This is a genomic window from uncultured Ferrimonas sp. (genome assembly GCF_947489035.1).
GTDB lineage: Bacteria > Pseudomonadota > Gammaproteobacteria > Enterobacterales > Shewanellaceae > Ferrimonas.
Genome location: NZ_CANLCI010000007.1, coordinates 56,572 through 72,462, shown reverse-complemented (window position 1 = coordinate 72,462; position 15,891 = coordinate 56,572). Strand labels below are relative to the sequence as shown.

12 protein-coding genes and 1 other RNA gene are annotated in these 15,891 nt (G+C 54.8%); 8 read left to right on the top strand and 5 right to left on the bottom strand.

The features are described from left to right. The first annotated feature begins 140 nt into the window (after positions 1-140). The 3 genes from recN (at position 141) to bamE (ending at position 3,707) form a co-directional block, all read left to right on the top strand. Positions 141-1,802 (top strand): DNA repair protein RecN, encoded by a 1,662-nt coding sequence (recN, locus tag Q0796_RS06415; RefSeq protein ID WP_298441256.1) that lies wholly within the window; start codon positions 141-143, stop codon positions 1,800-1,802. A 183-nt stretch (positions 1,803-1,985) separates the two neighbouring features. Continuing rightward, the gene (gene yiaY / locus Q0796_RS06410) at positions 1,986-3,137 is read left to right on the top strand and encodes an L-threonine dehydrogenase (RefSeq protein WP_298441254.1); all 1,152 of its coding nucleotides are present in this window, start codon (positions 1,986-1,988) and stop codon (positions 3,135-3,137) included. Between the two features lie 195 nt (positions 3,138-3,332). After that, the gene (bamE, locus tag Q0796_RS06405; protein WP_298441252.1) at positions 3,333-3,707 is read left to right on the top strand and encodes an outer membrane protein assembly factor BamE; all 375 of its coding nucleotides are present in this window, start codon (positions 3,333-3,335) and stop codon (positions 3,705-3,707) included. Between the two features lie 81 nt (positions 3,708-3,788). Here the strand turns inward: bamE and Q0796_RS06400 are convergent, their stop codons facing one another. Beyond that, positions 3,789-4,145, bottom strand: a complete 357-nt coding sequence (locus tag Q0796_RS06400) for an RnfH family protein (protein ID WP_298441250.1) — start codon at positions 4,143-4,145, stop codon at positions 3,789-3,791. After that, positions 4,145-4,573 carry an SRPBCC family protein gene (locus Q0796_RS06395; RefSeq protein ID WP_298441248.1) on the bottom strand — a complete coding sequence of 143 codons (429 nt, stop codon included), beginning with the start codon at positions 4,571-4,573 and terminating at the stop codon, positions 4,145-4,147. The genes Q0796_RS06400 and Q0796_RS06395 overlap by 1 nt, the downstream gene beginning before the upstream one ends. Positions 4,574-4,659: 86 nt before the next feature. Here Q0796_RS06395 and smpB point away from each other — a divergent pair, with 86 nt between their 5' ends. From smpB to Q0796_RS06380, 3 genes are all read left to right on the top strand, one after another. Next, positions 4,660-5,148, top strand: coding sequence for an SsrA-binding protein SmpB (gene smpB, locus Q0796_RS06390; protein ID WP_298441246.1), 489 nt, complete (start codon positions 4,660-4,662; stop codon positions 5,146-5,148). A gap of 64 nt (positions 5,149-5,212) precedes the next feature. Continuing rightward, positions 5,213-5,573: a transfer-messenger RNA gene (ssrA, locus tag Q0796_RS06385) on the top strand. A gap of 187 nt (positions 5,574-5,760) precedes the next feature. Then, positions 5,761-6,648 (top strand): alpha/beta fold hydrolase, encoded by an 888-nt coding sequence (locus Q0796_RS06380; protein ID WP_298441244.1) that lies wholly within the window; start codon positions 5,761-5,763, stop codon positions 6,646-6,648. A gap of 13 nt (positions 6,649-6,661) precedes the next feature. Here Q0796_RS06380 and Q0796_RS06375 read toward each other — a convergent pair whose 3' ends face one another. The 3 genes from Q0796_RS06375 to Q0796_RS06365 all read right to left on the bottom strand — a co-directional run bounded on the left by Q0796_RS06375 (position 6,662) and on the right by Q0796_RS06365 (position 10,637). Further along, positions 6,662-7,474 carry a lipase family protein gene (locus Q0796_RS06375; RefSeq protein ID WP_298441242.1) on the bottom strand — a complete coding sequence of 271 codons (813 nt, stop codon included), beginning with the start codon at positions 7,472-7,474 and terminating at the stop codon, positions 6,662-6,664. A 93-nt stretch (positions 7,475-7,567) separates the two neighbouring features. Then, the gene (locus Q0796_RS06370) at positions 7,568-8,176 is read right to left on the bottom strand and encodes a 3'-5' exonuclease (protein ID WP_298441240.1); all 609 of its coding nucleotides are present in this window, start codon (positions 8,174-8,176) and stop codon (positions 7,568-7,570) included. A gap of 163 nt (positions 8,177-8,339) precedes the next feature. After that, on the bottom strand, positions 8,340-10,637 hold the full coding sequence (locus Q0796_RS06365; RefSeq protein ID WP_298441238.1) for a hypothetical protein: 2,298 nt from the start codon (positions 10,635-10,637) through the stop codon (positions 8,340-8,342). 305 nt (positions 10,638-10,942) lie between these two features. Here Q0796_RS06365 and sbcD point away from each other — a divergent pair, with 305 nt between their 5' ends. Together sbcD and Q0796_RS06355 are read left to right on the top strand one after the other, a co-directional pair. Then, positions 10,943-12,163: an exonuclease subunit SbcD gene (sbcD, locus tag Q0796_RS06360; RefSeq protein WP_298441236.1), complete on the top strand. Its 1,221-nt coding sequence runs from the start codon at positions 10,943-10,945 to the stop codon at positions 12,161-12,163. After that, positions 12,160-15,831 carry an AAA family ATPase gene (locus tag Q0796_RS06355; protein ID WP_298441234.1) on the top strand — a complete coding sequence of 1,224 codons (3,672 nt, stop codon included), beginning with the start codon at positions 12,160-12,162 and terminating at the stop codon, positions 15,829-15,831. The genes sbcD and Q0796_RS06355 overlap by 4 nt, the downstream gene beginning before the upstream one ends. Positions 15,832-15,891: the final 60 nt, after the last annotated feature.

Genomic DNA, 15,891 nt, shown 5'->3' with positions numbered 1-15,891 from the left:
ATTGCACTCAGCCGTTGGTTGGCTGTGCCATGGCGCCCGTTTTTTTGCAAAAGAATTGCCCCGCCCTCTTTACCGATGAAAAAAAACACATATACTGTCGTTTTATACAGTATCCATGTTCACCTATACAGGGCTGCCCCATGCTAAGCCAACTGACTGTCAGCAACTTTGCCATCGTTAAGTTTTTAGAACTGGATTTTCACGCTGGCATGACCAGCATCACCGGCGAAACCGGTGCTGGTAAATCCATCGCCATCGACGCATTAAGTTTGTGCTTAGGCAGCCGCGGGGAAGCCGCCATGGTTCGCCCCGGTGCCGAACGAGCCGATCTTTCCGCTCGATTTGATATCAGCGCCATCCCGGTAGCCCAGCGTTGGTTACAGCAAAACGAACTGAACGACGACGATAACTGCATTGTCCGTCGTACCATCTCGCAAGAAGGGCGCAGTCGCGCTTGGGTTAACGGCCATCCGGTGCCACTGGCACAACTGAAAGCATTGGGTGAACAGCTGGTGAGCATTCATGGTCAGCATGCCCACCACAGCATGCTGCACTGCGACGTGCAGCTGGATTTGCTCGATCAATACGCCGGGCACCACAGCTTATTGGCCAGCTGCCAGCAAGGCTACCAGCAGTGGAAACGCATCGACCGTCAAATTCAGCAGCTGCAGCAAGAGCAACAACAACGGCAAGCCCGCAGCCAACTGCTGGAGTACCAAGTACAAGAGTTAGACGAATTTGGCTTAGCCCGTGGCGAGTTTGAACAGATTGAAGCGGAACACAAGCGTCTTGCTAACTGCGGTAACCTGATGGAGCAAAGCCAACGCGCTTTGTATCTGCTCAGTGACGGGGAAGAAGCCTCGGTGCAATCGCTGTTGCAACAGGCCATCAGCGAAGTCGAAGCGCTGCACAGTGACGATCCCGCCCTCGCAGAACCGCTGGCGATGCTGCACGAAGGGATGATCCAAATTCAAGAAAGCAGCAACGAATTGGCAAGTTACCACACCAGTTTAGAAATGGAGCCCGAGCGTTTTGATGAACTGGAGGGGCGGTTATCCCGCGCCATGACCTTAGCGCGTAAGCATCAAGTGGCCGCCTCTGAATTGGCCGCCCACCATCAAGCGTTGGCCGATGAACTGGCGCAACTGGCCGACAGCGATACCCAATTAGAGCAGCTGCAGCTGCAGCGCCAGCACGCCTTAGAACAACTGCAATTGCATGGCGCTAAGCTGCATAAGAGCCGCGTCCGCTTTGCCAAAGAGCTCAACAAACTGGTGACCGCCAATTTAAAAGAGCTGGCCATGCCCCACGCCAAGTTTGAAATCGAAGTGGCCTTTCACGACGATCACTTCAGCCCATTGGGCAGCGACAAGGTGCAATTTTTGGTTACCACTAACCCAGGCCAACCTTTACAAGCGATCGCCAAAACCGCTTCGGGGGGGGAATTATCACGGATTGGCTTGGCCATTCAGGTGATCACCGCCCGCAAAGTGGCCACGCCAACGCTGATTTTCGATGAAGTGGATGTTGGGATCTCCGGCCCAACCGCAGCCGTCGTCGGCAAGATGTTGCGCCAGTTGGGGCAATCGACCCAGGTGTTCTGTGTCACCCACTTACCGCAAGTAGCAGGCAACGGCCACAACCACATGTATGTCTCAAAACAGAGCCAAGGTAAGAGCACCGAAACCAACATGGTGCCGCTGAGTGAAGCCCAACGTATTGATGAACTCGCCCGTTTATTGGGCGGAGATACCATAACGGAAAATACTCGAGCCAATGCCACAGAACTGCTCGCTAGGTGATTCACCTTATATTTCAATAGTGAAGCTGCGAACAAAACTTCATTTATGGTCACGGCGCATCTGAACTCTCGTCAAGATTAAAATCAGTAGTGTAATTCTCGACATCGATCACATTACCTACTTCGAGGTAGGCGTAATTTAGGTGGCAGAGAAACTTTTTAAATCACTATTAGGAGAAGCATCGTGACCGCTTCCAAATTTTTCATCCCATCTGTGAACACCGTTGGCCAAGGCGCATTGGACGTTGCTGTTGATGACATCGTGGCTCTGGGTTTCAAAAAAGCACTGATCGTAACCGACAAGCCGCTGGTACAACTGGGCATGGTCGCTAACCTGTCTGACAAGCTGGCCAGCAAAGGCATTGCCGCCATCGTATTTGATGGTACTCAGCCAAACCCAACCACCGGCAACGTCGACGCTGGTTTGGCGCTGCTGAACGAACATCAGTGTGACTTCGTTATCTCCTTCGGTGGCGGTTCGCCACACGACTGTGCCAAAGGGATCGCTTTGGTTGCCGCAAACGGTGGCAAAATTGCTGATTACGAAGGCGTTGATAAATCTGCCAAGCCGCAGATGCCACTGGTTGCCATCAACACCACCGCCGGTACCGCGTCTGAAATGACCCGCTTCTGCATCATCACTGATGAAGCGCGCCACATCAAAATGGCCATCGTTGATAAGCACACCACTCCGCTGCTGTCAGTAAACGATCCGGAACTGATGAAAGCGAAGCCAGCCTTCCTGACTGCCGCTACCGGCATGGACGCGCTGACTCACGCCATTGAAGCACTGGTGTCTATCGCCGCAACCCCAATCACCGATGCCTGCGCAGAAAAAGCGATCACCCTGATTGCCAACAACCTACGCCAAGCAGTGAAAGACGGTAACGACATCGACGCACGTGAGCAGATGGCTTACGCTCAATTCTTGGCTGGCATGGCATTCAACAACGCCTCTTTGGGCCACGTACACGCCATGGCGCACCAGCTGGGCGGTTTCTACGATCTGCCACACGGCGTATGTAACGCACTGTTGCTGCCACACGTACAAGAGTTCAACGCCACGGTTGTTGCCGACAAGCTGAAGCTGGTTGCACACCTGATGGGCAAAGACGTTGCCGCCATGAGCGACGAGCAAGGTGCTCAAGCCGCACTGCAAGCCATCCGCGAACTGTCTCTGGATATCGACATCCCACAAAGCTTGGCTGGTCTGGGCGTGAAGGAAGAAGACATCCCAACACTGGCAACCAACGCATTGAACGATGCCTGTGGCCTAACCAACCCACGTGAAGCGAGCCACGAGCAGATCTGCCAGATCTACAAAAACGCACTATAAGCGTTTACTCGCGTGACCACTTAGGGGCCTGATGGCCCCTTTTTTGAACTTTCCCGTCAAGCTTTACACTAACCCCTTAACAAATAAGCCGTTGGCAACTTTCCTTAGCAACAGCGAACGCCGTTTCCCCATAGACTCGGCCCGATAAGCTTGGGTATGATGCCAGCTCACATAAATATGGATTTAGAGAGTAGGATGAAGCAGTTCAGAAACCTGATGCTCGCAGCCACCTTAGCCACGGGCTTGGCAGGATGCGCTCAATTTGAGTGGTTGGTGTACAAAATTGATGTGCCACAGGGCAACTTCATCGAACAGACTCAGGTGGAGAAACTGCGCGTCGAAATGAGCCGTGAACAGGTTGAGTTTGTGCTTGGCCGTCCGGTACTGCGCGACAGCTTCGCCTCGGATACGTGGTACTACATCTACCAGTACAAAAACGGCCGCACCGACGAAGTGACTGAAAAAGAGCTGATCGTTACCTTTGTGGCCGATAAAGTTGCCAGCATCAGCGGCGATTACGAATTAAGCGAGCAGTACAACACCCCGCTCGAAACCAGTAACAGCCAATAACCGCGCCGTTACTGCGCACAAAAAAAGGAGGCCATTGCCTCCTTTTTTGTTGCCTAAAACCCCATTAACTCAACGCTGGGGTTACTGGGCGTCATCCGCCTCAGCACGCAATGGGTTTGGTTTCCCACCGGTTACCGCATCGGCTCGCCCCTCTTGCTTCGCCTTTTCGGCACGGCGCTTACGCACCTCGCGTGGATCCGCCAGTAATGGCCGGTAGATTTCAACCCGATCGCCATCGGCTAACACATAAGCGGGCTTCACTGTGCGGCTAAAAATGCCCACCTTCTGCTTTGCTAAATCGATATTGGGATAACGCTCTAGCACGCCACAGGTTTGAATCGCTTCCTCGGCAGTCGCGCCAACCGGCAAATTTAATTTCCGCACAAAGGCTTCGCCCGGCAACGCATAGACCACCTCAATTTGCATGGTGTCACTCATTAGTACACATCCTTAGCGCGCTCAGTAAAAGCTTGCACCATATTCTGCGCCACTTCACTGAACACTCGGCCAAACGCCTTGGCCACCAATGGGCTGGAAAACTCGAACTGCAACGACAGCTCTACTTTGCACGCATCGTCGCGCAGCGGAGTAAACACCCAACCACCAGACAGCGCTTTAAACGGGCCATCTTGCAACGCCATGCTGATGGATTGGTTTTCCACCAAGGTGTTGCAGGTGGTAAAGCTGTGGCTGATCCCCACTTTGCTGACCGCCACCGACGCCACCATTTGGTTTTCGGCCTGCTCTAATACCTTGCTGCCAACGCAACCGGGTAAAAATTTAGGGTATGACGCCACATCGTTCACCAACGCGTACATCTGCGCCGCACTAAAGCGAACCAACGCGCTGCGATTAATCTCTGGCATTTGAGTACTCCACTGATCACATGAGATCATTTTGCCACAGCTGAAGCGATACCAAAACGCTGTAAGACAGGTATAATGTCGCGCTTATGGCTAAGAATAATGCAAAGAAATCCAAGCCCACCTCCTCAACTATCGCGCTGAACAAAAAAGCGAAGCACGAATATAAGTTTTTGGAGAAGATTGAGGCGGGTCTGGTCTTACAAGGCTGGGAAGTTAAGTCACTCCGTCAGGGCAAAGTTAACCTGACCGATTGCTACGTCATCATTCAACGCAACGAGGCCTACCTGGTTGCCTGCAACATTACCCCATTACATGTTGCCTCTACCCACGTTATCGCCGAGCCGATGCGACCGCGAAAGCTGTTGCTGAAACGACGCGAGCTTGATCGCTTGATCGGCCAAGTGGAGCGCTCTGGCCACACTTTGGTGCCAGTTGCGCTGTACTGGAGCAAATCCAACGTTAAGCTGGAAGTAGCCCTTGCACAGGGTAAGCAGCTGCACGATAAACGTCAGGACAGCAAAGAACGCGACTGGCAACGTGAAAAAGCACGCGTAATGAAAGGCAGCATGCGCTAACTGCTGGTTGTATGAACAGTTTGCTCTTGGCCGTCAGCGGCTAACGGTGGTAGACTTAAGTTCTGGGGCTGATTCAGGATTCGACAGAATATTTGAAACCCTAGGAGCATGCCGTGGGGCGGTTGGCCACGTAAAAAGCCGCAAAAAAATAGTCGCAAACGACGAAAACTACGCACTAGCAGCCTAATACGCTGTGTAGTGCCTACCTCTGAAGCCCCGCTTGCTGGCTGAAGATTCAAGGTAGTCAAACCCTGCATGATCGCGTGGACTCTTTGTCGGGAGAGAAAGCGTTAAAACCAATCCGACTCACCCGATAGAACCCTGTCTCTGGGGGTCTTGACCGGTTAAATAAAACAGTGACTAAGCATGTAGTGCCGACGGCGTAGATGTTTTGGACGCGGGTTCAAATCCCGCCAGCTCCACCAAACGTTTGGAAAAAGCCACCTTCGCAAGAAGGTGGCTTTTTTGTATCTGCTTGATCCCCACCTGCCATCCTCGGCTTTGATCCACCTTGCTTCTTGCTCGCGTCAATGGTGACACCAAGAACAGGTTTGACCAGTTGGCCCCTTCACGCTAATGTGATCTTTCTCACACTTGAACAGTATGAAGGCCATGGACGATATCACTTGCGAGCAACTGACGATCAACTGCGAAGATGGCACCGTATTGGCAGCCAGCTATTTTGCCCCAAAGATTGCCGCCTCAGCGGCGGTGATGATTGCGCCGGCAACGGGGATAAAACGTCAGTTTTATGCCAATTTTTCCCGCTATTTAGCGCAACAGGGACTGGCAGTATTGAGTTTTGATAATCGCGGCATTGGCGGCTCGTTACAGGGGGCCGTTAGCAACAGTACGGCCTCGATCCAGCAATGGGGTGAGCAAGATATGCCTGCGGTACTGGCCAAGCTGCAACAGTTAGTGCCTAACCGTTCTTGTCATCTGATTGGCCACAGCGCTGGCGGACAGTTGCTGGGGTTGATGCACAACAGTGCCCAGCTTAGTTCGATGTTTGCTTTTGCTTGTTCATCGGGCAATTTAAGCAACATGCGGATGCCATTTTGGCTTAGCGCCCAGTACTTTATGAACGGCTTTATTCCCCTTAGCAATCTGCTGTTCGGCCACACCAAATCGCAGTGGTTCGGCATGGGTGAACCGCTGCCTAAGGCAGTTGCGCAACAGTGGCGGCACTGGTGTAACGGCAGTGGCTACGTGCAAACTGATTTTGGCCACGCCATTCAACAGCACAGTTACCATCGGTTGAATATTCCAGCCCTGTGGATCAACGCCAGTGATGATGAGATCGCCAACAACCGCAACGTGGCCGAGATGATTGCGGTGCATCACCAATTGCAGCCACAACGGCTGACGTTAGTGCCACAAGAACATGGCCTGAAAGAGATTGGGCACATGAAGTTCTTCAGTCGCCAGTGTCAGGCGCTGTGGCCGTTGGCACTGGATTGGATCCAGCAGCACAGTCAACCACAGCAACAAGCCAGCTAATGCCGTGCCGTCCTTACGGTTCGAACTGCCACTGTTCGATGGCGGCCAGATAGTGCTCCATGCCATGATCGTCAATGGCATCTAACCCCAAGTCCAGCACCGAATTTACCGCACCATCCACCGAATCTAAGAACCGGAACCAAAAACCGGGCTCTTGGTGGATCTGTTTCTCTTCACTGATGTAGAGGTAGGTGCCGGCGTGACTGTAGCCCATAAAGCGTGCTGGCACTCGGGTCACCAGGTCGTTGTTGTTGTGAAAACGGAAATAGCGCCCCTTGGCCTCTTGGTTGAAGATCCGTGCAGTAGCGCGAGTCATCGCCCGTGGTTGGCCAAAGGTATAAAGCGAGGTGAAGGGCTTGTCCTGATGCACCAACTGCGCCGCTGCAATGGTTGCCATCGCCCCACCTAAGCTGTGGCCGCAAAAGAACAGAGGCCGAGATTGCTGTTGCTGCTGCCGATTGATGTCGGCCTCGATCTGCGGCCATAGCGCCGCAAAGGATTGATAAAAGCCACGGTGAAACTCGCCAAACAGCTGGTCGGTGGCAAAGGCATTGAGGTTATCCAGCCAATCATTGGGCTCGTCGGTGCCACGAAACGCCACGGCAAGGTAGTCCCCATGCACCACCAGCATCGCTTGAGCACTCTGCTCGCTGTAGCCAATCACTTGGGTAAATTGCGGATCTTGCTGTTGCAGCGCAGTAAGGATCGGCGCCTCATCCGGACGGGGATCGGCGGGGCGACGGCAATACACCAGCTGTGCCAGCCGAGCCATCCAGTAGGCATTGCCACCATCTAAGGTGGTTTTGTAGGGGATCAGGGTTTTCATTTTACCTCCGTGTCGAAGGTACCCAAACTAAGGGGTTTGTTGATGATTAGCCAGCCGCTACTCGTTCAATGCAACGCTAATGAGGCTCGCGATTTACAACGTAGCTAACAGTGCGGGCACTTTCGCTTTGGGGGTTTTACTGATGGTGTACATCTGGGCAAAGCTAACGTTGCCACCACAATCTGCCACCATCGCAAGCCACAGTTTCGCGGTCATCTGCGCATCGGCCAAGGCACGGTGAAATACGCCATCGTGCTGCACGTTTTTGTACTCCACCAAGGTGCCCAATTTGTGGTTGGGCGCGTGCGGGTAGATGCGGCGACCAATCAACAGCGAACAGACAAATTCACCACTGTAGCTGCGGCCAATGGCGTCCAGCTCGGCATCCAAAAACTTCTTATCAAAAGAGGCGTTGTGGGCCAGCATATTGCAGCCTTGAATGAAATCAGCAAAGCGGTGCATCACCTCGGCGCAGTTAGGTGCCGTGGCGAGCATGGCGTTACTGATCCCGGTGTAACTTTCAATAAAGCCACTCACTCGAAACCCCGGATCCATCAATTCGCTGAATTGATCCACCACCTGACCATCCACCAATTTAACGGCACCAATTTCAATAGCCCGATCGCCCATGTTGGGGGACAAACCGGTGGTTTCAAAATCCAGTACAACGATGGTGTTAGCGGGGGTATGACGGTGGGACATGGGCGGCTCCTTTAGCGATAGAGGGCAAGCTTAACGGGCTCTCCGTTAAAAGCAAAACCACAACGCACTGAGACCGCTTGATTGTTGATGTTCCCAGCAAGTACAGCCAGAATCGCACAGCGGCTACGGTACTTGCTGGGGCACTTGCTGGGTGAGCTGGCGCTTAAGACGCTGGCACGATCACCTCGGCATCAAACGGTTGGTACTGATCAATCTCACGCTCAATGTTTACCCGTGGGGAGAAGTAGGTATGCCAGCCCGGTTCGCCACCGTATTGCAGCTCGGCGTTACGCTCGGCCACCTCCATCACATAAAACACCCGCTCACCATCCAGTTCGGTTGCTGCCAGTGGGATCCAGTAGCGACGAGCGTAACTGCTGCGGTTGATCAAAACCCGATCCGCCAGCGACTCCCAACCAAGGGTTTCATTGATCAACCACACGTCATCGTTGTTGCCATCTCCATCGTAGTCGTAAGATCGATAGCGGCGGTTGCTGACGTTCATGCCGCTATCAAACTTCCAACCAAAGTAGTTTGAGGCGTGGCGATTGCCCTGTTCATCGTAAACCCCTGGTCGCCATGCGTTCACTTCGCCATTCCAATACTGCTGTGGCTGGGGGTTCAGTAGATAACTAAGATCCAGTGCAAAGCTGCTGTCGCCCCGCACCCAGATATTGTAACTGGCGTAGCGTTGCTGCCCCTGCTGAAACTCACTTAACACACCGTATTCCAGCCCTTGCTGATCGATAATCGTGCTGGTTTGCACGGTGCCATCGGCGTAATGCAGCTGCAACCGGCCGCGGTCATCCACTTGCCAGCTGGAGAGCTGTGCCGAGATCACCCCAACCGCGCTGCCATCGGCTGCCAGTTCAATCACCTCACCAAAGGCGGTGTTGTTATAAGCGGCACGGGAATAGACATTAATGCCCACATCGTGATGGTATAGACCGCCCCACCGTCCCAACACACAAACGCTGCTGCCATCACAACGGGTGCTAAACCCGCTGGTGGCCGTTGCCGTAGCCGACTGCAGCAACTGGCTGCTAACCGACACCTCAACCCTGTCTGGCACAGCAAGCTGGCTGCCATCGGCCAGAGTAAAGTCGGGTACATTAATACGCTGCCGGCTTTCTACCCGAACCACATCCACTTTATTGCCGTTATAAACACGGTTGTAATTACGCTGGATCTCGCTAATGCGATAGCGGATCCCATCCGGTGCACCACCCGCGGCGTAATAGGCATCAAGCAGCGCCACATCATCCGTCAGTTCCGCGATGTCGTACGTCACGGTCTCCGTCTGTACGCTTTCCCTAAGATCAAACGCCAATTGGCCTTGCTCAATGCGATAATCAAACCCTTGATTGATGGGGTTGCCATTGTAACCCAAGCCCAGTAACAGCCCGCTCTGCTCAGCCGCATTCAGTTCAACCACTTCAGCATAGCGCGCCAAATACCCTTTATTCGCCACACGAACTGCCAATAGCTCACTTGGCAGACGATTCGCGTTAAAGCCCGATATCTGGGTGCTATCGGTCGTGATCGCGCTAACCGCTGCATTCAATGCCATCACATCTTCCGCCGCCACTGCCGCGATAAACGCCGTAACGGCATCGCGATCAGCAATAAAATCCAGCAGGTTGGTTTGCCCTAAAGGCAGGCTGAAACGATCATCGGTCAACAGCAGCTTGATCACCCCAGCCAGTTGCAGCACTTGCTCGGCATCCATCGTGGTTTCTAGCGCATCCAGCTCTGCTTGGGATTGCGGCACCAGCCCACCATTGGCTTGCAGTTGCAGCTGATAACTGGCGCTACTGACATGAGTAACATTGTGCTGCGGCGTATCCAGCACCCGCGCGAACGAGCCCGCCATATTGACCAACGTAATTTGATCGCCGTTCTCTGGATTGATGGCATCGGCTTGGATCAACACCAGTGGTTCGAGATCTTTACTGAGGATCGGCAATTGATAAGCCCCAGCAGCATCGGTACGGGTGCTAAAACGTTGGCCGTTAAGATGAACGCTGATTGTTGCGTCGGGGCTGGGTTGAACCGTTACCTGCCCAGCAATGGTGGCACGTCGATGGCCGCATTGTTGCGAAGCCCAGCGCACCCGCTTGATCCGCTTCTTGTTGCCTGCCCGCACCTCAACCTTACAAGGCAAGGTGCTTTGTTGTGGCTGAGTTAACTTAAAGCGGTAGCGGCCATTGCGGGCGGTGGTGGTAGCCAACAGCAGATCAAGCTCCGCATCCCATAACTCAACGGTATTGCCCACCTTGCTGCTATTCACTCGGCCACGCACGATCATCTTATCGGCAAACCACACATGCCACGCCAAATCCAACGACAAGCCCCGAGGTTGATAAAACCACGCCGCTGCACTGCTCGAAAACAACAAACTTAAAGCCAGTGTTAGCATTGGCACTGCACCGCGCCATGAAAACATCCTTATCTTCTGCATCCTGTCACTCCATCAAACACGCAACCAACGGCAACGTTTGTACTGCTGCTTAACGGGCATAACTTCCAGTTAGGGCCACCATTCGCCATGGAATATCACGCCTACTCAGCCACATTCAGAACAAACCATTGATTGTTAAGGTTCATCATCAAATCAGCCGCCACAACATAATTGCCGAAAAAACGGCAAAACTGGATGCGGGAACAGCCGTTGGCTGGGAATTCGTTGGCAACCAAGGACAATCACTAAATAGCTCAGTAGGATAGCCCTATAACACGCACTCGCTTTGGGGATAGAGACTCTGCATGCGCCTACTGCACACCTCTGACTGGCACTTAGGTCAGTACTTTTACGGCAAAAGCCGCGCCGACGAACACAACGCCTTTATTGATTGGCTGCTAGCGCAGATCAAGGCGCATCAGATTGATGCGGTGATAGTGGCTGGGGATCTGTTTGATACTGGCACACCGCCCAGCTACGCCCGCCATATCTACAACCGCCTCGTTACCGCCATGAGCCAACTGGATTGCCAGCTGGTGCTGCTGGGCGGCAACCACGATTCGGTTGCCATGCTGAATGAGTCCAAAAGCTTATTGGCCGAGCTCGGCACCCACCTAACGGCCAATGCCAGCGATAACATCGAACAGCAACTGCTGGAATTGACCGACGCTAGTGGCAACGCCATCGGCATTGTGTGTGCTATCCCCTATCTGCGCCCACGGGACATTCAGCATTCGATTGCCGAGCAAAGTGCCAGCGAAAAACAGCAGCAATTACAACAAGCAATTGCCAGCCATTACCAAGGGTTGTATGACGCCGCACTGGCGCTGAAAGGCGATCGTTCGTTGCCGATCATCGCCACCGGCCACCTAACCACTGTAGGTGCCAGCAGCAGCGAATCGGTGCGCGATCTGTACATCGGCACTTTGGATGCCTTCCCCGCCAGCGCCTTTCCACCGGCGGACTACATCGCCCTTGGCCACATCCATCGCAGCCAAGTGATTGGCGGCAACGAGCATATCCGCTACAGCGGCAGCCCCATCCCCCTCAGCTTCGATGAACTGGGCAAAGCCAAGCAGGTGCAGCTGGTGGAGTTCTGCGGCCAACGCGTTCGCCAAATTACCCCGCTGGAAGTGCCACGGTTCCAACAAATGGCGCTGCTTAAAGGGGATTTAAGCGAGGTAGAGCAACAGCTGCAGCAGTTTGCAGATAATGATCAGATCACCTGGCTCGACATTGAGATCAGCAGCGAAAGCTACCTGTCGGATCTGCAAGGGCGAGTCACCGCATTGTGTGAGGGCTTGCCAGTAGAGCCGCTGCTGGTGCGGCGGCAAAAATCGCAACAGCGAGACAGCTTAAGCGCCGAGCGCGACAACGAAACCCTGTCTGAGCTCAGCGTCGATGATGTCTTTAGCCGCCGCCTTGACCAAGAACAGTTCGACGGCGACGAAGGCGCGGCGCGCAAGCTACGGCTGCAACAACACTTTAGCGCCACCGTGGCGCAGCTGCAGGAGCACAACCAATGAAGATCCTTAGCCTGCGCTTTAAAAACCTGAACTCGCTTAAAGGCGAATGGAAGATCGACTTTCGGCAAGAGCCCTTCGCCAGCAACGGCCTGTTCGCCATTACCGGCCCCACCGGTGCCGGCAAAACCACCCTGCTTGATGCCATCTGCTTGGGGCTGTACCACCAAACGCCACGGCTGAGTGTCTCCCCCTCTCAAAATGAACTGATGACCCGCCACACCGCCGAATCACTGGCGGAGGTCGAGTTTGAAGTGCAAGGGGTCGGCTATCGTGCCTTTTGGAGCCAGCGCCGCGCCCGTGGAAGTGCCGAAGGCAAGCTGCAAGCCCCCAGTGTGGAGCTGGCCCAGCTAAGCGATGGCAAAATTCTGGCGGATAAAGTGCGCGATAAGCTGGAGCTGGTGGCCAGCCTCACCGGCTTAGATTTTGGCCGCTTTACCAAATCGATGCTGCTGAGCCAGGGCCAGTTCGCCGCCTTTCTTAATGCCAGTGCCAACGACCGCGCCGATCTGCTGGAAGAGCTGACCGGTACCGAGATCTACGGCCAGATCTCGGCGCAGGTGTACGACAACTGCGCCAACGCCAAAAATCAACTGGAGCTGCTGCAAGCCAAGCAGCAAGGGATCTCACTGCTTGATGAGACCCAAATCGCCGAAAAACAGCAGCAGCTCACGGCGCTAAAACAAGCGCAGCAACAGCAGCACGATCAGCTGCACCAGCTGCAATTGGGACTGACGTGGTTAACGCAGCAGCAAGAGTTAACTCAGGCGCAGCATAACGCCAGCACTCAAGTAAGCGAAGCCAACGCCGCCGTTGAACAGCAAGCGCAACCATTAGCGCGGCTAAAACAAGCGCAACCGGCACAGCCGCTGTCTGCGCAGCAGCAATTGCTCAGCCAGCAACTGACGCAACAGGCCGAGCAGCAGCAACGCCGAGCCGAGCTAGAGCACCAACTGGCCGAGTTGACACCACAGTTACAGCAGCAGCAACAACGCAGTGCACAAGCGCAACAGCAGCTTGCAGAGCAAGAACAGCAGCAAAAGCAGCAAAACCAGATGATGCTGGAGCAGGTGGTGCCGCTCGACAGCAACATCACCCAGCAACGGCAGCGGCTTGAAGAACACCAACAGCAGCTAAGCCAAAGCCGCGATCAAAGCCAGCAGCTCGGCCAGCAGCTGGCTGACAACCAGCAGCAGCGCCAGCACAATCAGCAGGCACAACAACAGTGCCAACAGAACCTAGAGCAGCACCCCAACTTTGACCAGTTGCCGCAACTGCTGCCCGCGTGGCAGCAACTGGCACAGCAGCAAGCTGAGCTGCACAGCGAGTTAAACACCCTGCCGCAAGACAGCCACAACCAACAGCAGCAACTTGGCCAGCAACTGGCCACCATCGCCCAGACGCTCACCCAATCTGAGCAAGCGCTAACTCAGCACCGCCAGCAAGCAACCGAGGCGGAGCAGGCACTGACTCAGTTTGCACAGCAGCACACGCTTGCGGCATTGCCAACCCAACAAAGCCAGCTGCAACAAGCACTGCAACAGGCGTTGCCACAGCTGCAACGGCTGCAGCAGCAGTACCACCATGCCCAGCAACAGCTGGATCAGCTTAACCAACAACAACGCCAACAGCAGCTGCGCATGGGCGAGTTAACCAGCCAGACCGACGCCAAGCGCGAACAGGTACAATCGCTGCAAGGGGAGCGGCAGCGACTGCATGAACTGGTTGAGCTGGATAAGCAGATCCAAGATTTAAGCGAGCAGCGCAAACGGCTAAAGCCCGATGCGCCCTGCCCCCTGTGTGGTGCCACCGAGCACCCTCTGGTGCAGGAGTACCAACAGCAGCACCAGCAAAGCGCCAACGCCACCGCATTGGAGGCACTGGAACAGCAGCGGCAGCGACTGATCAGCGAAGGGGTAGCCCTAAAAACCGAGTTAACCGGGCTGCAGCAACAGGTGCAGCAGCAAGCGCCGCAGCTGCAGCAGTGGCAACAGGCCATTGACAGCGCCCAGCAACAGTGGCTTGAACTGTGCCAGCAATACGATTGGACGCTCGCACTGGCGGATCAAACCGCATTAAGCGCCCACGCCGAGGCTCTGTCTGCGGAGCAAACCGCACTGCAGCAACTTGAAAAGCAGCAGCTGCAGCTGGAAAAAGCGCAGCAGCAAAGCCAGCTGACGCTTAAACACAGCCAACAGCAATTGTTAGAGCAACAACATCAGCAGCAACGCTGGCACACCGAGCTGCAACAGCTAGAGCAACAAGCGCAGCGTCTGCAGCAACTGCAAGCCCAGTTGCAAACTCTGGATCAACGCTGGCAGCAGCAACTGCAGCCGCTGGCACTGACGTTACCGCCACTCAAGCAGCGCCAGCACTGGCTGGAACAGCTGGCACAACAAGCACAGCAACACCAGCAACAACAAAAGCAGCTGCAAACCCTAGGCGAACAGCAACAGCAGCTTGAGCAACAGCAGCAGCACCTGTTGCAGCAGCAAACGCAACTGACGGCGACCCAGACCCAGCAACAACAGCAATGGGATAAGGCCGACGCGGATCTCAAGCAGATGCAGCAGCAGCGGCAACAGCTGTTTGGCGACAAACAAGTGGCGCAAGAGCAGCAACGACTGCAACAGCAACTGGACGACGCCAAGCAAGCCTTAGATAGCCAACAGCAAGCCCAGCGCAGCCTCCAGCAGCGCCACAGCGAGCTTAACGGCCAGCAGCGCAGCAGCGAAACCCAGTTAACCCAGCTGCAGCAACAAACCGATGCCGCCACCGCCGCGCTGCTAGCAAAAGCTCAGCAAGCGGGCTTTGCCGATTTGGCGGCATTGCAGCAGGCGTTGCTGAGCAATGACGAATACCAACAACTGCAGCAGCTGCAGCGCCAGTTAGAGCAAGCGTTAGAGCGCGCCAATGCCACGGTGGCGCAGCTGGCGATGCAGCAGCACCAGCTGCAACAAAACCGCCCAGACAGTTTGGCGGCCGAGCCGGATGCCAGCCAGATGGGTCAGCAGCAATCGGAACTGCAGCAAGCCCAGCAGCACAACCTGCTAAGCCAAGGCCAGCTGGACGCCGAACTGCAGCGAGATCAACAGCAGCGCGAGTCCCAGCAGCAGTTGCAACAACAGATCCAAAGCCAACAGCAAAGCTATGACGATTGGGCCCACCTTAATAGCTTGATCGGCTCTCGCGACGGCGCCAAGTTCCGCCGCTTTGCCCAGGGGCTGACGCTGGATCACCTAATTCATCTGGCCAATCGCCAGCTGGATAAACTGCATGGCCGCTACCAACTGACCCGCAAAGCTGGGGAAGCGTTAGAGCTGTTGGTGCTGGATACGTGGCAAGGGGAGAGCCAGCGGGACACCAAAACCCTGTCCGGCGGCGAAAGCTTCTTGGTCAGCTTGGCACTGGCGCTGGCGCTGTCGGATCTGGTTAGCCACAAAACCCGCATCGATTCGCTGTTCTTGGATGAAGGCTTTGGCACCTTAGATCCTCACACCCTTGATACCGCCTTAGATGCACTGGATCAGTTAAACGCCAGCGGCAAAACCATTGGGGTGATCAGCCACGTCGAAGCGTTGAAAGAGCGGCTGCCAGTACAGATTGAGATTGAAAAACAGGCGGGGCTCGGGATCAGCAAGTTAGCGCCGCAATATCGGCTCAACGGCTGATCGTTGCGAAGGGTTAACAATGCCAATGACGACAGCAGCTGCTTGTTGTCATTGGCATTT

Bases quoted from the DNA above. Each gene is read 5' to 3' on its own strand.
- recN (WP_298441256.1), top strand. From the start codon at position 141: ATGCTAAGCCAACTGACTGTCAGCAACTTTGCCATCGTTAAGTTTTTA.
- bamE (WP_298441252.1), top strand. From the start codon at position 3,333: ATGAAGCAGTTCAGAAACCTGATGCTCGCAGCCACCTTAGCCACGGGC.
- Q0796_RS06400 (WP_298441250.1), bottom strand. From the start codon at position 4,145: ATGAGTGACACCATGCAAATTGAGGTGGTCTATGCGTTGCCGGGCGAA.
- Q0796_RS06395 (WP_298441248.1), bottom strand. From the start codon at position 4,573: ATGCCAGAGATTAATCGCAGCGCGTTGGTTCGCTTTAGTGCGGCGCAG.
- smpB (WP_298441246.1), top strand. From the start codon at position 4,660: ATGGCTAAGAATAATGCAAAGAAATCCAAGCCCACCTCCTCAACTATC.
- Q0796_RS06380 (WP_298441244.1), top strand. From the start codon at position 5,761: ATGGACGATATCACTTGCGAGCAACTGACGATCAACTGCGAAGATGGC.
- Q0796_RS06375 (WP_298441242.1), bottom strand. From the start codon at position 7,474: ATGAAAACCCTGATCCCCTACAAAACCACCTTAGATGGTGGCAATGCC.
- Q0796_RS06370 (WP_298441240.1), bottom strand. From the start codon at position 8,176: ATGTCCCACCGTCATACCCCCGCTAACACCATCGTTGTACTGGATTTT.
- Q0796_RS06365 (WP_298441238.1), bottom strand. From the start codon at position 10,637: ATGCAGAAGATAAGGATGTTTTCATGGCGCGGTGCAGTGCCAATGCTA.
- sbcD (WP_298441236.1), top strand. From the start codon at position 10,943: ATGCGCCTACTGCACACCTCTGACTGGCACTTAGGTCAGTACTTTTAC.
- Q0796_RS06355 (WP_298441234.1), top strand. From the start codon at position 12,160: ATGAAGATCCTTAGCCTGCGCTTTAAAAACCTGAACTCGCTTAAAGGC.